A 19150-nucleotide genomic window follows, 5' to 3' on the forward strand; every position below is an offset into this window, starting at 1 on the left:
ACGGGCGCCCGGCGTGGACGTGCGGCGGGCACGTCCGAGCCACCGCCGACTTCCGCGCCCTCCCGTGTGAAGGGCTGTGTCCCCCGATCCGCAAGGAGCATCAGGCCGTGAACATCGAGATCGCCCCGCACGTCCGTGAGACCGCTTCCCAGCTCGGAGAGGGTGTGCCCTATGCGCTGAAGGTCCTGGCCGGCCGGCTGGCGGACGACCCGGACATGGGAGAGCCCTCGGCTCTGCCCGGCATCCTCACCGTGATGATCGACGGCGACCTCTTCGAGGACTGCCCCGCCCTGGCCGTCGGCTACATTCGCGAGCTCGACCGGCTCGAGATCCGGTACGTGACCCCGGCCTCCTTCGTCCAGCCCGCCGCCGACAACCCCGACCGGCAGGAACCGCAGGGGCGGCATCAGGAGCGGCCTGCCGTTCCCGGGGCCGAGGCGGTCACCGTACGGGAGGTCGCGGACGCCTGGCGGCGCATCACCGGCTGGCTCCGGGCCAATGCCCCCGACTCTCATGCGGCCCTTCGGGCCGGCGCGAGCGCCGCTGCCGTCGCCGCCGTGGAGGGTGACCTCGGCATCCCGTTACCCGTGGAGCTGCGCGCCCTGTGGCTGCTGACGGCGGGCGACGACGGAGCCCACGGCTGGGGCTGCCTTCCGGGCAACAAGGCCCTGATGACCCTGGAGGCCGTGAGCGCCGTCCACCGCATGAAGACGGCCGCGCAGGTACAAAAGGACCCCCTCAACTCCGGTCGCCCCGAGGAGGAGCGGGTCACGGTGTGGCGGGCCACCTGGATTCCGGTGATCGCCCTCGGGCCGACCGATCACACCTCGGGCCTGTACCTGGACGCCGCAACCGGCTTTCTGGGCCGTTGGTCCCGCTACCACGAAGAGCCGGACGAGGAACGCGACACCCTGGTCACCTATCTGGAAGAGATGGCCGACACGCTGGAGTTCCCGGCCCTGGCCGCGCGGGACAAGCCGGGCCTGATCGGTGGGACGTTGGTGTGGCTCAGCAGCATCGACCCCGTGCGGGGAGACAGGTGGCAGCCCCTGACGGGCTGACACCGGCAGCCGACAACAGATCACCGCATGTCCGGCCCGACCCGAACCTGGGATCGGTAGGAGTCCCGGCAACGAAAGCCTCGCCGCATGGACCTGCAGAAGATGCTCGGGCTGTGGTGGACGGTGCCCGCGGGGCTGGCGTTGCTGGGTTACGCGTGTTCGCTGGCCGGGCTGACGCGGCCGCAGCGGGCGGTGTGGGTGACGGCTCGGGTCGTGGAGGTGCATCCGCCGGGACACGGTGAGCCGGGGGAGCACGGGATACCGGTGACGATCGTGTACCAGGACCCCGGCACCGGTCGGGAGTTCAGGCTGCGGCACGAGAACAGGCGTGGCGACCGGGTGCAAGTGGCCTGGGTGGGACAGGAGTTCCCGGTCCGGTTTGCGCGGCGGCGGCCGGAGCGGTTCTTCCTCATGCTGGACAGCGAGGGGCGGACCTCCGGGACCGGCGGGCCGAACTGCATGGTGATCCTGCTGGTGTTGGGACTGGTCGTCCAGTCGTTCTTCGCGTGGGGCTGGCAGTGGGGGCTGATCTGCGTCGGTGGCCTGCTCCTCCTCGTCGTCGCGCTGAGCCGGGACGGCGAGCACGTCCGCGCCCGCGCCGCTCAACTGGCCGAGGGCGTCACCGTCCAGGGTCGCGTGATCGCCGTCACCAGGGACGTCCACTCCGACGCCGAAGGCGGCGAGAGCGTCAGCCACGCCTCCGTCGTCGCCTTCACCACCCACGAGGGCGTCGAGGTCACCGCGCTGTGCGCGCAGGGCATCCGGAACATCGCCGGGTCCCTCGGCCGCGACATTCCCCTCCGTTACGCGCCCGCCGATCCGTCCCTCCTCACCGCCGACCCCGACCACGAACGCCGTGAGCGCACGTCGCACAGCAGGTTCGTCGCCACCCTGCTGGTCACCGGGATCGCCCTGGTCGGGGTGGGCGGTTACTGCCTCCACCACCCCTGGCTCCTCACCTGACGATGCAGGTCAGAGCCGCCCAGAGGAGAGGCGAGTGCTCGATCGGGCCGTCGGCGCGCCACCGGTCGAGCTGCTGCCGCTGCCAGGCACCGAGACGGCGGACCGGGTCATGGTCCTCGTGGGCCGCGTCCACGGCGACCACGGCCTCCGTGAGGGGCCGTACGGACTGAGGCAGACCGGCCAGGCGGTGGAAGGCGAAGCTGGTGGGGAGCACCCAGCGGGTGGCGGTGACCAGGTGGGCACCGTTGTGGATCAGCGCCGTCGCCAGGCCGAAGGACTCGGCGAAGCGGAGATCGCCGCCGCTCTCGCAGGCGATCAGCGCGACGCGCGGCGGTGCGGGCCAGAGTTCAGCGCCCGGCACGCCGTCCGCGCGCAGCGGGAGCGTGCCGAGGAGAAGGTCCTTGGCGGACAACGGGCGGTGGGTGCGCACCGGTTCGGTCATCCCCGTGGTCTCCGGGCCGCAGCACAGGTGGAGGGTGATGTCCTCGCTCTGCCCGCCCTCGACGGGGGCGCCGCTGACGTGACCGACGTACATCAGGCGACGGGCACCCTTGCGCAGCGCCTCGCCCAGCCAGTCGCGGTCGAGGTCGGTGCGGCGGAAGGCCTCGGCGGGGGTGGCGACGGACGGTACGACGGTGCCCGCGTCGAGCCTCCGCTGTACGAGGGACAGCAGTGCCGGGTCCGAGCCGGGCTGCCCCAGGACCGAGCCGAGCGGGGAGTCGGCGCGGAAGCCGGGAACACGGGGGTCCAGGACGAGAACCACGGCGTCCGAGTCCGGGTCCTGATCGGTCGGGGTGGTGCCTGCGTGTCGTAGCGATGCCGGTGCCGTGGTGGCGATGTCCACGAGGTCGATCAGCCGTACGTCGCTGTCGTCACCGTCCACGGCGAGCAGCTCCCACGGGACCTGGGCGACCCGGGGCGACGGCTGGAGCCGCATCAGCGGACGGCCCAGGTGCGCGGACACCTGGCGGATCTGGTCGGTCAGGCCCGGCGGCCACAGCACCTCGGCCAGCATGCGGGAGAGGCGGCGCTCTCCCTCGTACGTGGCCAGCGCGCCGGACTCGAACACGCGCCGCATGCCTTCCGCGCCGCCGCCCGGCAGTTCGGCGGCCAGCGCGCGGACGGCCTCGTCCACGTCCGGACCCGGGGCGTACCCGGTGCCGAAGCCCTGGGCCCCACGGACCCATGTCCAGGTCATGTGCAGGTCACCGGCGTCGGCGAGGCGGACCTGGACCACCGGACGGTTCGCGTCGGTCAGAGCGTCGGCGGACAGAACGGCACCTCTTCCTCGCTCACGATCCGCCGGTGATAACGGAACTCGGCTGCCTGGACGTACTCCTGGAGCGCGGTACGGCCGCCCGCCTCCGCCGACATCACGATCTTCGGTGGCGGTGCGACCCGCAGGCCGACGGAGGCGGCGGCCTCGGCCGCGATGCCGCCCAGCGTCAGGGGAGCGTCGTCATCGGGGGCGTACGTCTTCATGGCGGCGTCCGGGAAGACCGCCGCCTTGTCGGTGGTTGATGTGCGGCTCAGCGCCAGCGAGGCGCCCGCGCACCGGTGTTCCACCAGTTCGAAGATCAGCCCTTGGTCGTTGCTGCGGAGGGCCAGGCGGAAGACCAACTGCATCGCCTCGTCGGCCAGTTGGAGCCACTGGCTGCGGGCGTGGGCGGTGGCGAAGTCGTAGCGGGCCGCTTCCAGCGTCAGGGCGGCGGGCAGGGCGAGGGACAGAGCGTTGGCGAGCGAGGTGCGTTCGTGGACGCCGTGGTCGGTCCGGTTCAGGTTGTCCTCAAGGGTTCGCGCGAGCATCAGGTCCACCTGGGCGCACCGCTCGTACACCCCGCGTTCCTGGTACACGTCCCGCGCGCCCTGGGCGAGCCGCTTCATCTCGTCGATGTCACCCCGCTCGTACGCGTGCCGGGCACTCATCAGCATGGTGTCGGCGGCGGCGATCGCGGCACCGACCTGCTGGAAGCGGGCGAGGCTGGAGGCCGTCAGAGCGGCAGCTCCGGCCGCGTCCCCGCGGTGTGCGGCGATGGCGGCACGGGCCTGTTCGCAGACGGCCAAGTCCTCGGCCTGGCCCTGCCGTTCGAAGATCTCGGCGGCCTCCGCGTACAGCTCCTCCGCTCGGTCGAGGTCGCCCGCCCGCAGCGCCGCGTACGCCCGGTGGGAGAGCACCTGTTGACGCCCCGCGTGGTGGCCCAGCGTCAGATAGGCCTCCTCCGCGCGGGCGAAGTAGTCCTCCGCCTGCTCGAACCGCATGGTCGAGGCGCAGACGACCCCCAGACAGTCCAGCAGATACGGCTCGGTCGGCGGCGCGTCGGCCAGCAGCGCGGAGGCCAGTTCCTCGGCCGCGCCCCACGTGCTGCGGTCCATCAGCAGATGCACCCGGCTCAGGCCGGTCTCGGCGGTGCGCAGTCCCTCGGGGTCGTCGAACTCCGACAACAGGGCCGTCGCCTCGTCCATCACCTCCTGCGCCTCGTCGAACCGCCCCGTCCTGCGCAGCAGTTCGACCTTGGCCAGGAGTGTCTTCAGCAGGACCTCCTGCCACAGCCGGCGGCCGTTCGGTCCCATCGGCACGGACGCGATGCCCCGCACCAGATCGAGTGACCGCCCGATGGACAGGGTCGCCCCGGGCAGATCCGTGGCCGCGAGCTGAACCGTCCCGATGTCGGACAACAGGTGCCCGCGCAGCAGCTCTACGTCGGGGGAGTCCTCGAACGACTCTGCCACGGCGAGGAGTTCGCCGTAGACGGCCAGCGCCGCCGGGAGATCCGGGGTGAGTTGATGGCGTTCGGCGAGCGCGAAGCCGCTGTCGAAGGGCTCGCCGTAGCTGAGCCCCGCCGCCTGCTCTTCCCGGTCCGCGGCGGCGGCCGGGTCTTGCGGGTCCTCCTGCATGGGCTAGAAGTCCTCCTCCACGGCAGCGGTGGCCACGATCTCGGCGAGGAACGAATCCGGGTGTGCGGCCGCGCTGTCGTGCGGTGCCGCCGCGACGCCGAGCCGGTGCCGGGCCAGGGCTCGTACCGCCTCACGCGCCGCACGGTCATCGGTGTCCGGTCCCGGGTCGAACCCCGGCAGCAGGATGCCGACTTCGATGCTCGGCGTCGTCGACGCCGGGATGTCCAGGTCCGCCCGGCCGCTCCACACGTCGTCCCGCCTGGCCAGCGGAACGCGGTCCGACGGGCTGCCGTCCACGTGGACCTCCGCCGCGAGGTGCACCCCGCCCACGGGGGCCGCGATGTCGGCGACGACCTCGACCTCGATCCGCCGCCCGGCGCCGAGCGCGTACGCCGTCCAGGACACGGCGCCCTCGGACGCGTCGACGAAGCCGGGGGGATAGCGGCACCAGTCGTTGGTCCCCGAGCCCCGGGCGATCACGCGGTCGGTCGCGGTGCGGAGACTACCTGCCGCGAGGGTGAACTCCTGCTGTCGTGCGAAGAGTTCGCTGAGGTCGAGCGGTGTGGCAGTCGGCCGGTGGTCCTGTTCCAGGGCCGGCCCGAGGCGCCGTAGTGCCTCCCCGTCCAGCCCGACGTTGTCGGCCGCGTCGTCGATCAGCCGTAGAACGCGGTCCAGTTGGCGAGGCGGGGCCGCCGACCGCCGCCAGCGGATCAGCGGGTCGAGCGCGGCCAGGTGCTCCTTCAGCAGCTCGGTGCCTTCCAACTCTCCTGACGCGTCGAGGAGTTGCTGGCATTCGTGGGTCAGTGCGGCCAGCTCGAGGCCCAGCACGTCCGGTTCGAGCGCGGGAATCCCGTCCAGGTACGACGTCGGCCACCAGCGGGCCGCCCAGTGCCCGAGGGCGAGGCGGGCGGCAGCCTCGGCGAGCGCGGTCGGCTGCTCGGGCAGCGTCAGCTCGGCGGCCGGCGTTCCCGACGCGACGGCGTCGACAGCGGCGGCCGTACGCTCGCCGTAGAGCGCCCACAGCCACTGCTGGGCCCGGCCCACGTCATGGATCTCCGCTGCCGGCAGGCCTGTCGGGCCCAGGACGGGCCAGGTCAGGACGGCGCCCGCGACGTCGAGGACGGCCCGGGTGAAGGGGGGACCGGCGGAGGGTCCCGCGATGTGTACGGTGCGGTCCTCGGCTCGCGTGATGGCACAGCGCCGTTCAGGCATCACGCGCTCCTCGGCTCGGCGGCGGGCTCGGCGGCCGCCGACAGGGTGCGCAGTGCGGTACGGACTCGTGCGCGGTGGTCCATCATCACCGAGCGGGCGACCCCGTCGAGCACGCCCCAGGCCGATGCCGCGTCGGGCAGTGCCGCGTCGCGGACGTCGCGTCCGTGCAGCCTTACCCAAAGGCGCCGCATGTACGCGGCCCACGGGGTGCGCAGGTCCTGGGCGAGGGCGTTCAGTACACCGCCGTCCGGATCGGGGCGGGGGGAGACGGTCATCCTGCGGGCTCGGAGGACCGAAGCCTCCCGCTGCCAGCGGCTGTTGACGATGCGGTGGGCCGCCGTCGGCCCCGCCACAGAGGTCCCGGCGCCCAGCGGATCGAGGCCCACCGCGAGGCGGCCGCCGAGCACGACGGTGACGCGCAGGCTCTCGTCGTACAGGCCCAGCGGGGCGCAGCTGCGGTCGACCTCCCGCCGGACGAGCTCCGGCACGGTCGGCAGTTGCTCGCGGTGGGTCGACGCCTGGAGCACGGTGAAGAGCCGTTCGAAGAGCGTGCGGTCGAACGGCGCGGGGAGTGTGGCGGTCGAGGCGCTCCGGCCGACCTCGGGGCGTGGGGGCACGCGGTGCGCGGTCAGTCCGAGGTGCGGGGGTACGTCGGCGCGGTCCCAGACGTCGGCCGGGTGCGCCGCCCACAGGGCTCGCCCGAGCAGGCTGCCGTGCCCGGCCCGGACCATGGCGGCGAAGGCCGGCGAATCGGCCTCCGCCGCACCGCAGGCCTCGAGGACCTCGGCCGCCAGGCCCGTATCGGCGGCACCCGGTGCCGCTGCGCGTCCCTCCCACGCCGCTGCCAGCTCGGCGTCGAGCCGGGCGCACCGGGCGGCGTCCGCCAGATGCTCCTTCAGTGCCTCCACCGTGCGTCCGCCGGAAGCGTCCACGACGTCTTCGAGTACCGCCCTCGCCACCGCGTCCGCGCCGGGCCCCGGCGCCCCGTGCTCGGTCGCCAGCTCGAAGCACCGCTGGAAGTACAGGTCCTGGGGGTTGCCCGCCACGATGCCCAGCGCCCGGCGGGTCTTCTTCAGCAGCGTGAACCACTGTGCCGTCGCTTCCAGAACCGCACCGGACTCCCGTATCAGCGCGTCCAGTTGCTCCGCCTCCCGCGCGTCGAGGAAGTCGGCGGCGAGCTCCGGACGCAGCGCGGGCCGGACGATCAGCGGCAGCACGATCAGCTTGACCGTCCGGGTCAGCGGCGCGCCACCGGGCCCGCTCAGCGCCCGGGGACCCGGCCCGAGGCCGCGCCAAGCCGTGTCGATGACCATCGCGCGCGGACGGCGCTCGCCGGTCGACGGCTGGCTCGGGGACGGCATGGGCAGAGCGTACGTCCTGGGGGAACTGGTGGTCGAACCTGGGATCGGTAGGTGCTGCCCGCCTCCTAACGTCCACACCACCAGGCAGAACGGACCGGAAGGGCAGGCACAGCAATGGGAATCTTCGGCAAGCGCAAGAGCCGCGAGGAGAAGGCCGCCAAGATCGTGGAGCAGGTGGCCGGCGGCAAGGGTTTCTACGGCCGTATGACGCGCGCGACGCTCGGCGGCGAGGACTACGCCAAGCTCCAGCAGACGATCGGCGCGTACCACTCCGGAGCCGCTGTGCGGCAGTTGCTGGCCATGGGCGTGCCGACGACGCCCGCCGTCGTCGTGTCGATCAGCGACACCGGCAAGCTGGTCAACTTCGACCCGGTCGTCGACCTGGTCCTCCAGCTGACCGGGGCCACCGCCGACCCGATCACGCTCCAGACCATTGTCTCGAAACTGCGCATCCCCCGCGCCGGTGATCAGGTACTGCTGATCGCGGATCCCGCCAATCCCGGCGGCTACCTCTACGCGGGAGACGGGGCGACGCCGTGACGACACCGCCGTACGAGGTGTTTTTATCGTGTCGGCTTGCCTGGAGCGCAACGATGACTCCAGGCAACCGACTTCCGGCTCTAGAAGAACCCGAGTTTCTTCGGACTGTAGGAAACGAGCAGGTTCTTCGTCTGCTGGTAGTGGTCCAGCATCATCTTGTGTGTCTCGCGGCCGATCCCGGACTGCTTGTAACCGCCGAAGGCGGCGTGTGCCGGATAGGCGTGGTAGCAGTTGGTCCAGACGCGGCCTGCCTGGATGGCGCGGCCGGCGCGGTAGGCGGTGTTGATGTCGCGGGTCCAGACGCCTGCTCCGAGGCCGTACAGGGTGTCGTTCGCGATCTTGATGGCGTCGTCGAAGTCGTCGAAGGACGCGATGGAGACGACCGGTCCGAAGATCTCCTCCTGGAAGATCCGCATCCGGTTGTCGCCCTCGAAGATGGTCGGCTGGACGTAGTACCCGCCCTTCAACTCGCCGTCGTACTCGATGCGTTGGCCGCCGGTGAGAATCTTCGCGCCTTCCTGCCGGCCGATGTCGAGGTAGGAGAGGATCTTCTCGAGCTGGTCGTTGGAGGCCTGGGCGCCGATCATCGTGTCGGTGTCGAGGGGGTGACCCGGCTTGATCAGTTCGGTGCGGGCGACCGCCGCCTGAAGGAACTCGGCGTAGTGGCCGCGCTGGACCAGGGCCCGGGACGGGCAGGTGCACACCTCGCCCTGGTTGAGGGCGAACATGGTGAAACCCTCAAGGGCCTTGTCGCGGAAGTCGTCGTCGTGCGCCCACACGTCATCGAAGAAGATGTTGGGGGACTTGCCGCCGAGTTCGAGTGTGACCGGCTTGATGTTCTCCGAGGCGTACTGCATGATCAGCCGCCCCGTCGTCGTCTCGCCCGTGAACGCAACCTTCGCCACCCGCGGGCTCGACGCGAGCGGCTTGCCCGCCTCCACTCCGAAGCCGTTGACGATGTTGACCACGCCCGGCGGCAGCAGGTCGGCGATCAGGCTCATCCAGTAGTGGATGGACGCCGGGGTCTGTTCGGCCGGCTTGATGACGACCGCGTTGCCCGCGGCGAGGGCGGGGGCGAGCTTCCACACCGCCATCAGGATCGGGAAGTTCCACGGGATGATCTGCGCGACCACGCCGAGCGGTTCGTGGAAGTGGTACGCCACCGTGTCGTCGTCGACCTCGCCGAGCGAGCCCTCCTGCGCGCGGATCGCCCCCGCGAAGTAACGGAAGTGGTCGATGGCGAGCGGGATGTCGGCCGCCAGCGTCTCGCGCACCGGCTTGCCGTTCTCCCAGCTCTCCGCGACGGCCAGCGGCTCCAGATACGCCTCCATACGGTCGGCGATCTTCAGCAGGATGTCGGAGCGCTCGGTCACCGACGTACGGCCCCACGTCGGGGCGGCCGCGTGTGCCGCGTCGAGCGCCCGCTCCACGTCCTCCGCCGTGCCGCGCGCGACCTCGGTGAACGGCTGCCCGTTGACCGGCGAGGGGTTCTCGAAGTACTGCCCACGGGCCGGCGGTATGTACTCGCCGCCGATGAAGTGGTCGTAGCGCGCCTGGTAGGAGACGATCGCGCCCTCGGTGCCGGGCGCCGCGTAACGGGTCATGCTGGTCTGCCTCCCTGCAGCAGCGCTGCCCGCCGTTGGGCAGCTCTCTGCGCGAGGCTAGGGACGGGGACGTTGCAACTACGTTGCCGTCGGCTTCAGGGACCGGGGCGGAGCGCCTCCGGTGCCGCGACTCCCCGGCGCCGTACGCCCGGTGCCGACAGCTCCGCCTCCAGCGCCGCCAGCCGCGAGCGCGCCGCCGCCGTCGGACGGGCCGCCACCAGGGCCCGCCACACCTCGAAGTCGTCCTCGCCCCACGGCGTGTGCGCCCAGTCCGCCAGCAGATCCGGGTCGCGGCGGGCGATCAGCGCGGTACGGAGACCGTCGGCGAGACGGCGTCTGAGGCGCACCACCGAGGGGGCCTGGGAAGCGGGCAGCAGCGGACCGGAGTACGCCGTCGCCGCCGCCGTGACCGCACCGGTCTCCAGCCGCCGCTCCACGACGGAGACATCGGACTCGACCGGCACGGTGAGCCGGTAGGGGCGCGAGGCCAGCAGGCCGGGGCCGAGAACCCTGCGCAGCCGGGCCAGTTCGGCGCGCAGTGTCACCGGCGTCACCGACTCGTCCTCGTACAGCGCGCACAGCAGCTCGTCGCCGGTCAGCCCCTCCGGATGACGGGTCAGCAGCACCATGATCTCGCTGTGCCGGCGGCTGAGCCTGATCCGGCGGCCCCCGGTGAGCAGCTGGGCCTCGTCCCGGCCCAGTGCGGTCAACTCGGGCAGGCCGGCCGCGGGCATCTCCGGGGCGAGCAGCGCCAGATGGGACTCCGCGGCCCGCGCGACCGCCTGGACGAAGCCCAGACTGTGCGGATGCGCGAGCCCGTCCCCGCCGGTGATATCCACGGCACCCAGCACCCGCCCGGTACGGGGATCGTGCACCGGAGCCGCCGCGCAGGTCCACGGCTGCACCCGCCGGATGAAGTGCTCGGCGGCGAACACCTGCACCGGCCGGTCGAGGGCCACCGCCGTCCCCGGCGCGTTGGTCCCGACCGCGGTCTCCGCCCACCGCGCCCCCGGCACGAAGTTCATCAGCCCCGCCTGCCGCCGGGTCGACGCATGCCCCTCGACCCACAGCAGCCTGCCGTGCGCGTCGCAGACCGCGAGCAGATGCTCCCCGTCGGCCGCGAACGTACCCAGCAGTTCACGGAAGAGCGGCATCACCCGGGCCAGCGGATGCTCGGCCCGATAGACACCGAGGTCGCCGTCCATGAGCTCGACGCTCGCGCTCCCGTCGGGCCCGACACCGGCCCGCGCGGAACGCCGCCATGAGTCCGCCACCACCGGGCGCACCGGCCGCGGCACGGTACCCGCCTCGGTGAACGTCTCGTGCGCGAGGCGCAGCATCCGCGCACGCTCGGAGGGGTCGGCCCCCGGCTCCAGGGCCACCCACGGATCGGTCAACTCGGCCTCCGAAAGGCGATGCGGCTGGAGACATCGTCACTCCCGGTACGCGCGCGGACAACCTTTTCGACCGGCGTCACCCGAACGACGTCACTGCCCGGCGCGCTCGACCAGCCTCATATAGCGCTCCCAGTCCCAGTGCGGCCCGGGGTCGGTGTGGTCCGAACCCGGCACCTCGTAGTGCGCGATGATGTGCGCCCGGTCCCTCGGGATCGCGTACTTGGCGCAGATGTCGGCCGTCAGCCGCGCCGACTGTTCGTACAGGACGTCGGTGAAGTACGCGGGGCGGTCGACCCACCCCTCGTGCTCGATGCCGATACTGCGCGTGTTGTAGTCCCAGTTCCCCGCGTGCCAGGCGATGTCGGCCTCGCGGACGCACTGCGCGATGTTGCCGTCCCGGGAACGGACCACGTAGTGGGCGGACACCTGCTTTCCGGGACTTCGGAAGACACCCAGGGTCTTGCGGTAGCTCGTCTGCGTCACATGGATGATCACGAGGTCGATCGGGTGGCTCGTCGGGCGGTTCGCCGAGGTGCGGTTGGCGGACGTCGCCGGCTGCCACTCGGCGAGCGGGTGGTCGACGGCGTGGGTGTCCGCTCCGGCGCGCGCCTCCGGTAGCAGCGCGTACGGGACGACGGTGAGGGCGGCGCCCTTCAGGAGCCGTCGTCTGCTCGGCAGCGGTCTTGCCCGTTCCATGGACGATCGCCTTTCGGAGGTGCGGTGTTGATCAAGACGCGGGTCAGGGACGGACGGTTGCCGCGATCTCCCTCAGCCGCGCGTGCACACCACGGTGCGTCTCCCGTGCGGGCAGCCACTGTTTGCGGATCTTCGCCACGCACGTGTAGTTTGGTGTCGCACACATTGGCCAGCGGCGATTCCACGGCCTGGGTCGCGAACTGGTACGCGTCCAGTTCACTGAACCCGTAGTCGCGCACCAGCCACCGCACCAGATCGAGTTGGGATATCCGGAACGCGTCTTCCAGCGGCCGCGCCGACCCCGTCGAGATGATGTGGGTGTCCGACTCGATGCGCGGCCAGGGTGTCGCGATCCCCTTCAGCAGCTCCACGATCACGACGGTGTTCATCGCGCACTCGACGGCGACCCCGCAGGTCTCGCCCTCGCCCTGCCGGGCATGTCCGTCGCCGAGGCTGAGCAACGCGCCCTCGACGTTCACACCGAGGTAGCAGGTGACGCCGGCTCGCATCTCCGGTGTGTCCATGTTCCCGCCGTGTGCGTCGGGCACCAGCGCCGAGCGGACCTCCAGGTTGGCGGGGGCCACTCCCACGGTGCCGTGCATCGGGTCCATGGGCAGCTCGGCCTCGAAGTCGCTGTCGTGTGCGCGGAACAGCGCTGTGCGGCGGGTCCGGTCCAGCTGCCAGATCCAGACGGTCTCCGGGAGGGGCGGCTGCAAAGTGGCCGTCGTGTGGGTCGATGTGAGCGCGCCGAAGAGGGGGACCGTGGTGGATGCGGCCCAGTCCCGGGCCGGCTCGATCGACACGAAGTGCACGGCGACCGTGTCGCCCGGCTCGGCGCCCTCCACGTGGAAGGGACCGGTCTGCGGGTTCAGGAACGGGAACTCGCACACTTCGGAGACCAAGTCCTTCTCCGACCGCACCCGTCCGGCGAAGCAGTCCTCGGTGAACAGGTCGAGAACCGTGCCGGGCACGATGCGTGCCACGGGCGGCGCACCGCCGAACGTCCAGGCGTACTCGCCCGGTTCGGGCCGCACGGTCAGGATCCGGGGGTCGCTCATGGCTGCACTGCTCCGTTTCGCGGAAGGCCGGCGGGGAGGGCTCCTTGACGTGGACGCGGGTCGTTCCGGCCGCGCGTCCCGGGTGGCGTCGTATCAGGACGATCAGCACCAGGAGAGGCGGATACCGCACCGGCTGGAGCGACTCGCGTGCATCACGTTACGGCGCTTGCGGGTTGGGCAGAAGGACGCGGCGGGTTTCGGTGGACGGCCTGCGACCTGTGGATAACTCGCTCACTCAGGCGAGTGAACGAGGCGTGCGGGCCGGAGCGAAGTCGCCCTGGGGTCAGGCCCGTTCGGCCACGGCGGCAGGGTCGTCGAGGACAGCCCGTACCACCGAGTGCGCGGCCCCCAGCAACGGCCCCTCGGGACCCAGCCGCGACACGGACACCGGGCACGGCGGTCCCGCCGTCCGCCGGGCCAGCTCGGCCTCCAGCGAGGGCAGCAGCCAGGGTGCGAGCCCGGACAGCTCACCGCCCAGCACCACGTTCTCGGGGTCCAGCAGATTGACGGCTCCGGTCAGCGCGACGCCGAGGGCCCGCCCGGCATCCCGCAGGGCACGGCGTACGTCCTCGTCCCCTTCGGCGGCACGCGCCGCGAGCAGCCCGACCCGGTCGCCCCCTGGCTCCAGACCGGCCGCCCGCAGTACGGCCTCCTCACCGGCGTACTGCTCCAGGCATCCGCGCCCGCCGCACGGGCACTGCGGTCCCTCGGGTTCCACCGGTACGTGCCCCAGCTCGCCCGCGAAGCCGCGGGTCCCGCGCAGCAGACCGCCGGCCACGACGACGGCCGCACCGATGCCGATCTCCGCCGACACATGCAGGAAGTCGAGCGGGGTGCCGTCGCCGAGCCAGAGTTCGGCGAGGGCACCGAAGTTGGCCTCGTTGTCCACGGCCAGCGGGAACGCCGTGGGCAGCAGGGCGCCGAGGTCCGTGTCGTGCCAGTCGAGGTTCGGGGCGCGCACCACCGTGCGGCCGTCGCGCGCCACCAGGCCGGGCACGGCCACGGCGAGCCCCGTCGGCCACAGGCCCTCGCCCTCCGCCTCGGTGACGACCTGGTCGATCAGCTCGGTGAGTTCCTCGATCACCGGCCCGGGGGAGCGGCCGCGGTTCGCACCGTGCCGTACGGCCCGGGCCCGCACCTGGCCGCGCAGATCGACCGCGCAGACCGCGAGGTGGTCGACGCCGACCTCGGCGCCGATCCCGGCGGGACCGTGCGCGCTGACGGCGAGCGCCGACCCGGGCCGGCCCACCCGGCCCGGCCGCTCGGGGCCGAGCTCCTCGAGCAGGCCCGACCGTATGAGCTCGTCGACGAGAGTCGACACGGCGGCACGGGTCAGCCCGATCCGTGAGGCGACGGCGGCCCGGGAGAGGGGTCCCTCGGCGCTGACGGTGTGCATCACGCGGGCCAGGTTGCGGCGGCGCATGCCCTGCTGGGTGTCCGGCAGTGCGCGCCCCGGTCCGGCCGGGTGGGCGTCGTGCAGCGGTGCGGTCATGCCTCCGTCAGTCCTCTGGTGATCCATACGGTTCTCCGCGAGCCCGTCAGGCGGTGGCGACCTCAGTGGGCCGCCGGGCGCCTGTCCGGCGGCGGACGTCTCAGCCGGTCTCCGTCGGCCTGTCCAGCAGCGGAGCCGCGTCGGAGAGTACCCCGGAGATCCTCGCCATCGTCGTCTCGTCCCGCTCCACGGCCTCCAGCACCGGGCCGGCGGTCGTGTTCCAGCGCCGGGCGACCGCGGCCGGGTCCTCGCCGGTCAGCAGGCCCGCCGCCTGGGCGGCCGCGCCGAGTGCGACGAGCTCCTTGGCTTCGGGGATCTGCACGGGACGGCCCGAGAGCCGGCGTACGGTCTCCTGCCAGGCCCTGCCGCGGGCGCCGCCGCCGATCAGCAGCAGCGGGACCGAACGGTCCGCGTCCTCGTCGAGGACCAGGTCGAGCGCGCCCAGCAGCGCGTGGACGGCACCGTCGTAGGCGGCCTGGAGGAGCTGGCCGCCGGTGGTGTCGTGCCGCAGGCCGTACAGGAGTCCGGAGGCGCCCGGCAGCGCGGGGGTGCGCTCGCCGTCCAGGTAGGGCAGGAGCGTGACACCGGTGGTGGGCTCCACGGCCTCCCGGTCGAGGCCGAGGAGGGCGGCGACGCGGTCGACGGCGAGCGTGCAGTTCAGGGTGCAGGCCAGCGGGAGCCAGTCGCCGTGCGCGTCGGCGAAGCCCGCCACGGTGCCGGTCGGGTCCGCGGGGCGCCGCTCGGAGACCGCGTACACCGTGCCCGACGTGCCCAGGCTCAGCACGGGGGTGCCGGGACGCAGTCCGAGGCCCAGCGCGGCGGCCGCGTTGTCGCCGGTGCCCGGGGCGACCAGGGTGCCCTTGGAGAACGGCAGGTCATGGCGGTCACGCACGGTCCCCGCCACCTCGCCAGGGCGAACCACGCGGGGCAGCAGGGCGGGGTCGAGACCGACGTGCGCGAGGGTCTCCTCGTCGTACGCCTCGGTCGCCGACGCCCACCAGCCGGTGCCGGAGGCGTCGCCGCGGTCGGTCGTGCCCTGGCCCGTGAGGCGCTCGGTGAGGTAGTCGTGCGGCAGGCGCACCGCCTTGGTGGCGCGGATCGCGTCCGGCTCGTTCTCGGCGAGCCAGGCCCACTTCGTGACCGTGAAGGACGGGCCCGGCACGCTGCCGGTGCGCTCGGCCCAGGCCTTCGGCCCGCCCAGTTCCTCGATGAGCCGGGCGGCCTGCGGCGCGGAGCGCACGTCGTTCCACAGCAGGGCGGGGCGGACCGGCTCGCCCTGCGCGTCCAGCGTGACGAGGCCGTGCTGCTGCCCGCCGATGGACACGGCGGCGGCCTCGCGGGCCGCGTCACCGCACTGGTGCAGGGCCTCGCACAGCGCGTCCCACCACTGGCGCGGGTCGCTCTCGCGCCCCGCCCCGGAGGAGACGGTGTGCGATGCCTGACCGCTCGCCACCACCCTTCCGGTCGACGCGTCGACGACCAGGGCCTTGGTGGACTGCGTGGACGTGTCCACGCCGACGACGAGCGGACCCTCGGCAGCTGACATCGGGCTCTCCCTTTTGCGTGCTCAAGCGGCTCGTGTCTCCGTCCGAAGACCGTCGGAGACATCTTGTCTCTTCCCAGAGACGCGATCGCATACTAATTTGTAAACGGCCATGACGAAATAGTCGCAAGCGAGCAAGGAGCCGCGACATGAACTACCAGCCCACCCCCGAGGACAGGTTCACCTTCGGCCTGTGGACCGTCGGCTGGCAGGGAAGGGACCCGTTCGGCGACGCCACGCGGCCTGCCCTCGACCCTGTCGAGACCGTGCGGCGCCTGGCCGAGCTCGGCGCCCACGGGGTGACCTTCCACGACGACGACCTGATCCCCTTCGGGTCCTCGGACGCCGAGCGCGAGGGCCACATCAAGCGCTTCCGGGAGGCCCTCGACGCGACCGGCATGAAGGTGCCGATGGCCACCACCAACCTCTTCACGCACCCCGTCTTCAAGGACGGCGCGTTCACGGCGAACGACCGTGACGTGCGCCGCTACGCCCTGCGCAAGACGATCCGCAACATCGACCTGGCGGTCGAGCTCGGCGCCGAGACCTACGTCGCCTGGGGCGGCCGCGAGGGCGCGGAGTCCGGTGCCGCCAAGGACGTACGGGTGGCCCTGGACCGCATGAAGGAGGGCTTCGACCTCCTCGGCGAGTACGTGACCGAGCAGGGCTACGACCTGAAGTTCGCGATCGAGCCCAAGCCGAACGAGCCGCGCGGCGACATCCTGCTCCCCACGGTCGGGCACGCCCTGGCGTTCATCGAGCGCCTGGAGCGCCCGGAGCTCTACGGCGTCAACCCGGAGGTCGGCCACGAGCAGATGGCCGGGCTGAACTTCCCGCACGGCATCGCGCAGGCCCTGTGGGCGGGCAAGCTCTTCCACATCGACCTCAACGGCCAGTCCGGCATCAAGTACGACCAGGACCTGCGCTTCGGCGCGGGCGACCTGCGGTCCGCCTTCTGGCTGGTCGACCTGCTGGAGACCGCCGGTTACGCGGGTCCGAAGCACTTCGACTTCAAGCCGCCGCGGACCGAGGACTTCGACGGTGTCTGGGCGTCGGCCGCGGGCTGCATGCGCAACTACCTCATCCTCAAGGAGCGGGCGGCCGCCTTCCGTGCCGACCCGCAGGTCCAGGAGGCGCTGCGGGCCGCGCGTCTGGACGAGCTCGCGCAGCCCACGGCGGCGGACGGCCTGAAGTCGCTGCTCGCGGACCGTACGGCCTTCGAGGAGTTCGACGTGGAGGCCGCCGCCGCGCGCGGTATGGCCTTCGAGCAGCTCGACCAGCTGGCGATGGACCACCTGCTGGGCGCCCGCGGCTGAACGCACGCGCGCGTGCGTGTGTGATCGGTCTCCGCGGCTGACCGGCCCCGTGCGGAATGCTCCGGAACGATGCCGTCCTTGGCATGAGTCGGTATCAACTTCCGTGCGGGGGTCGCGCCGTGCCCCGTGCCCGGCCACCCTGGACGGTATGGCCATGCCGCCCGTACCGCCTCAGCCGCCCGGGCCGCCGGACGACACGCCGCCCTACGGCGGCGGCTTCGGCCCCCCTCCTGAAGGCTTCGGCTCCCCGGGAGGGGGCTATGGGCCGCCGGGCGGGTACGGGCCGCCTCCCGGAGGCAACGGACCGCCCTCGTACGGGGGATGGGAGCCGCCTCCTCCGCCGGAACCGCCCGGTGGCCCGGGCCGGGGCCGCAATCCGCTGTTCATCCTGCTCACCGTGCTCGTGGTAGGTGCCGCCGTCGCCGCGATCGTGCTGATGGCGTCGGGCAGCGACGACGACTCGCCGGGCGGCAAGCCCAGCGCGAGCGCGAGCAGCTCACCCCGCCCCACGCTGAGCCTGCCGAGCGGACTGCCCAGCGAGCTCCCGACGAAGCTGCCGACCCGACTGCCCTCGCAGTTCCCCACCGACCTGCCGAGCGAGTTCCCGAGCGGCCTCGAGTCGCTGTTCCCGTCCTTCGCGTCCGACGAAGTGCCCTACTACATGCTGCGGACCGGCGACTGCTTCGACACCGACGGCGACCGGCCCGGGCAGGCGGCCAAGCGTCCCTGTGGGAAACCCCACGACGCCGAGGTCGTGAAGATCGCGGAACTCCAGGGCGACTACACGACCGACGCGGCCCTGAAGAAGGCCGCGTCGGACCTGTGCGAGCGGACCCTCGACAGCAAGGCGGCGGACCAGCCCGGCGGTACCGTGCGCGGCACACTGGTGCAGCACCCGGACCCCGCCGGCTACCGGCTCGGCATCGACAACGTCGCCTGCAGCCTGGCCGCCGACACCCGGGGCACCCGCAAGCTGACCGCGCCCCTGACGTGATCGGACGCCGCGCGGCAGCCGCACGTACGTCACCGTCGGCAGGGGCTCGTCCGGGCGTGGGTGAGGATGGGGCCCATGACGCAAGAGGTACTGGAAGTCGTGGCGGCCGCGATCGTCCGCGAGGGGCGGCTCCTGGTGGTGAGCAAGCAGGCGGCTCCCGAGGTCTTCTATGTGCCGGGCGGCAAACCGGACCCGGGCGAGGCGCCCCTGGAGACCCTGTACCGCGAACTGGACGAGGAGCTTGGGGTACGGCCCCTGGAACCGCGCTTCCTGGCCGATGTCGAGGCCGTGGCGGCCCTCGAAGGCGTCCCCATGCGGATGTCCCTCTACGGTGCCCGCCTCGCCCAGGTGCCCCGACCCGCCGCCGAACTCGCGCATCTGCGCTGGATCACCGGGCACGAGGACGACATCCGGATCGCGCCGGCGGTCAGGGACCACGTCCTGCCGATGCTGTGGCAGGGCCGCCTCACGGAGTCGTAGCAGCCTTCGCGGGTGCCAGGAACACGACCACGTCCGTCTCCTGTCCGGGCAGCGGTTCGGGCTCCGTCCAGCCGATACGCCGGTAGAACGCGAGCGTGTCGTGCGCCTGGTCCCAGGTCAGCAACCACGCCCGGCCCTCGGGCACGGTGGCGGTGAGAGCCGACAGCAGCCGACGGCCCAGACCCGTGCCGCGGGCGCGCGCCCGTACGCCCAACTCATCGACCTCGAAGGCACCGACCAGCAGCGCGTCGACGCGGTCGGCGCCGAGCCGTCGGGTGACCTTGCCGTACGCGCGGTCGCTGCGGAAGGGAGACGGCGTGGTCCAGCCCGTGACGAAGCCGTCCACCCCACCGCTGTCCGAGAGCGCCAGAACGGCACGGAAACCGGGGCGGCGCGCGTCCGTCTCCAGCCGCTCCCGGAACGCCGAGCGGGTCTCCTCGGCGTTCCGGTGGTCCCACGGCGGGGCGGTGAAGATCTCGGTGTACGCCTCGGTGAGCTCGTCCGCGACGGTGAGGATGTCCTGGCCGAAGTGCCTCAT

Annotated in this window: 16 protein-coding genes and 1 pseudogene; 6 read left to right on the forward strand and 11 right to left on the reverse strand. The window is 72.2% G+C overall.

Annotated elements, in window-relative coordinates; all coding sequences use genetic code 11:
• Positions 1-107 precede the first annotated feature (107 nt).
• Entirely contained in the window at positions 108-1061 is a 954-nt protein-coding gene (locus QF037_RS39865; protein WP_307033838.1) for an SMI1/KNR4 family protein, read from the forward strand.
• Between the two features lie 87 nt (positions 1062-1148).
• A complete protein-coding gene (locus QF037_RS39870; RefSeq protein ID WP_307033840.1) occupies positions 1149-2024 on the forward strand; it encodes a DUF3592 domain-containing protein in 876 nt (291 codons plus the stop codon).
• On the opposite strand, the gene QF037_RS39875 is transcribed toward QF037_RS39870, so the two are convergent.
• From QF037_RS39875 to QF037_RS39890, 4 genes are read right to left on the reverse strand one after another with little or no spacing between them, the layout of a single operon-like run.
• Complete coding sequence (locus QF037_RS39875; protein WP_307033843.1) at positions 2017-3261, reverse strand: CHAT domain-containing protein; 1245 nt, start codon at positions 3259-3261, stop codon at positions 2017-2019. The two genes, QF037_RS39870 and QF037_RS39875, sit on opposite strands and share 8 nt — an antisense overlap.
• Positions 3262-3278: 17 nt before the next feature.
• Positions 3279-4919: a hypothetical protein gene (locus tag QF037_RS39880; protein ID WP_307033845.1), complete on the reverse strand. Its 1641-nt coding sequence runs from the start codon at positions 4917-4919 to the stop codon at positions 3279-3281.
• 3 nt (positions 4920-4922) lie between these two features.
• Entirely contained in the window at positions 4923-6131 is a 1209-nt protein-coding gene (locus QF037_RS39885; protein WP_307033847.1) for a hypothetical protein, read from the reverse strand.
• Entirely contained in the window at positions 6131-7492 is a 1362-nt protein-coding gene (locus QF037_RS39890; RefSeq protein ID WP_307033849.1) for a hypothetical protein, read from the reverse strand. Before QF037_RS39890 ends, QF037_RS39885 begins: the two co-directional genes overlap by 1 nt.
• 114 nt (positions 7493-7606) lie before the next feature.
• On the opposite strand from QF037_RS39890, the gene QF037_RS39895 reads away from it, so the two are divergent.
• Complete coding sequence (locus tag QF037_RS39895) at positions 7607-8032, forward strand: hypothetical protein (RefSeq protein WP_307033851.1); 426 nt, start codon at positions 7607-7609, stop codon at positions 8030-8032.
• Positions 8033-8112: 80 nt separating this feature from the next.
• Here QF037_RS39895 and exaC read toward each other — a convergent pair whose 3' ends face one another.
• The 6 genes and pseudogenes from exaC to xylB form a co-directional block, all read right to left on the reverse strand.
• Positions 8113-9636, reverse strand: coding sequence for an acetaldehyde dehydrogenase ExaC (gene exaC, locus QF037_RS39900; RefSeq protein WP_307033853.1), 1524 nt, complete (start codon positions 9634-9636; stop codon positions 8113-8115).
• 95 nt (positions 9637-9731) lie between these two features.
• The gene (locus QF037_RS39905) at positions 9732-11033 is read right to left on the reverse strand and encodes a GAF domain-containing protein (protein WP_307033855.1); all 1302 of its coding nucleotides are present in this window, start codon (positions 11031-11033) and stop codon (positions 9732-9734) included.
• 90 nt (positions 11034-11123) lie between these two features.
• Positions 11124-11729 carry an N-acetylmuramoyl-L-alanine amidase gene (locus QF037_RS39910; RefSeq protein ID WP_307033857.1) on the reverse strand — a complete coding sequence of 202 codons (606 nt, stop codon included), beginning with the start codon at positions 11727-11729 and terminating at the stop codon, positions 11124-11126.
• 43 nt (positions 11730-11772) lie between these two features.
• Positions 11773-12787 (reverse strand): annotated as a pseudogene (locus QF037_RS39915) (acetamidase/formamidase family protein).
• 283 nt (positions 12788-13070) lie between these two features.
• Positions 13071-14279, reverse strand: a complete 1209-nt coding sequence (locus tag QF037_RS39920; protein ID WP_307033859.1) for an ROK family transcriptional regulator — start codon at positions 14277-14279, stop codon at positions 13071-13073.
• 100 nt (positions 14280-14379) lie between these two features.
• Entirely contained in the window at positions 14380-15825 is a 1446-nt protein-coding gene (gene xylB, locus QF037_RS39925) for a xylulokinase (RefSeq protein WP_307033861.1), read from the reverse strand.
• A gap of 146 nt (positions 15826-15971) precedes the next feature.
• Here xylB and xylA point away from each other — a divergent pair, with 146 nt between their 5' ends.
• The 3 genes from xylA (at position 15972) to QF037_RS39940 (ending at position 18612) form a co-directional block, all read left to right on the forward strand.
• Positions 15972-17138 (forward strand): xylose isomerase, encoded by a 1167-nt coding sequence (xylA, locus tag QF037_RS39930; RefSeq protein WP_307033863.1) that lies wholly within the window; start codon positions 15972-15974, stop codon positions 17136-17138.
• A 397-nt stretch (positions 17139-17535) separates the two neighbouring features.
• A complete protein-coding gene (locus QF037_RS39935; RefSeq protein ID WP_307033865.1) occupies positions 17536-18132 on the forward strand; it encodes a hypothetical protein in 597 nt (198 codons plus the stop codon).
• A gap of 75 nt (positions 18133-18207) precedes the next feature.
• Positions 18208-18612, forward strand: coding sequence for an NUDIX hydrolase (locus QF037_RS39940; RefSeq protein ID WP_307033867.1), 405 nt, complete (start codon positions 18208-18210; stop codon positions 18610-18612).
• Here the strand turns inward: QF037_RS39940 and QF037_RS39945 are convergent.
• Positions 18599-19150: a GNAT family N-acetyltransferase gene (locus tag QF037_RS39945; RefSeq protein ID WP_307033869.1), complete on the reverse strand. Its 552-nt coding sequence runs from the start codon at positions 19148-19150 to the stop codon at positions 18599-18601. The genes QF037_RS39940 and QF037_RS39945 overlap by 14 nt on opposite strands.

This window comes from Streptomyces canus, assembly GCF_030815415.1.
Lineage (GTDB): Bacteria > Actinomycetota > Actinomycetes > Streptomycetales > Streptomycetaceae > Streptomyces > Streptomyces canus_F.

Bases quoted from the DNA above. Each gene is read 5' to 3' on its own strand.
- QF037_RS39870 (WP_307033840.1), top strand. From the start codon at position 1,149: ATGGACCTGCAGAAGATGCTCGGGCTGTGGTGGACGGTGCCCGCGGGG.
- QF037_RS39880 (WP_307033845.1), bottom strand. From the start codon at position 4,919: ATGCAGGAGGACCCGCAAGACCCGGCCGCCGCCGCGGACCGGGAAGAG.
- QF037_RS39885 (WP_307033847.1), bottom strand. From the start codon at position 6,131: ATGCCTGAACGGCGCTGTGCCATCACGCGAGCCGAGGACCGCACCGTA.
- QF037_RS39890 (WP_307033849.1), bottom strand. From the start codon at position 7,492: ATGCCGTCCCCGAGCCAGCCGTCGACCGGCGAGCGCCGTCCGCGCGCG.
- QF037_RS39895 (WP_307033851.1), top strand. From the start codon at position 7,607: ATGGGAATCTTCGGCAAGCGCAAGAGCCGCGAGGAGAAGGCCGCCAAG.
- exaC (WP_307033853.1), bottom strand. From the start codon at position 9,636: ATGACCCGTTACGCGGCGCCCGGCACCGAGGGCGCGATCGTCTCCTAC.
- QF037_RS39910 (WP_307033857.1), bottom strand. From the start codon at position 11,729: ATGGAACGGGCAAGACCGCTGCCGAGCAGACGACGGCTCCTGAAGGGC.
- QF037_RS39920 (WP_307033859.1), bottom strand. From the start codon at position 14,279: ATGACCGCACCGCTGCACGACGCCCACCCGGCCGGACCGGGGCGCGCA.
- xylB (WP_307033861.1), bottom strand. From the start codon at position 15,825: ATGTCAGCTGCCGAGGGTCCGCTCGTCGTCGGCGTGGACACGTCCACG.
- xylA (WP_307033863.1), top strand. From the start codon at position 15,972: ATGAACTACCAGCCCACCCCCGAGGACAGGTTCACCTTCGGCCTGTGG.
- QF037_RS39940 (WP_307033867.1), top strand. From the start codon at position 18,208: ATGACGCAAGAGGTACTGGAAGTCGTGGCGGCCGCGATCGTCCGCGAG.
- QF037_RS39945 (WP_307033869.1), bottom strand. From the start codon at position 19,150: ATGAGGCACTTCGGCCAGGACATCCTCACCGTCGCGGACGAGCTCACC.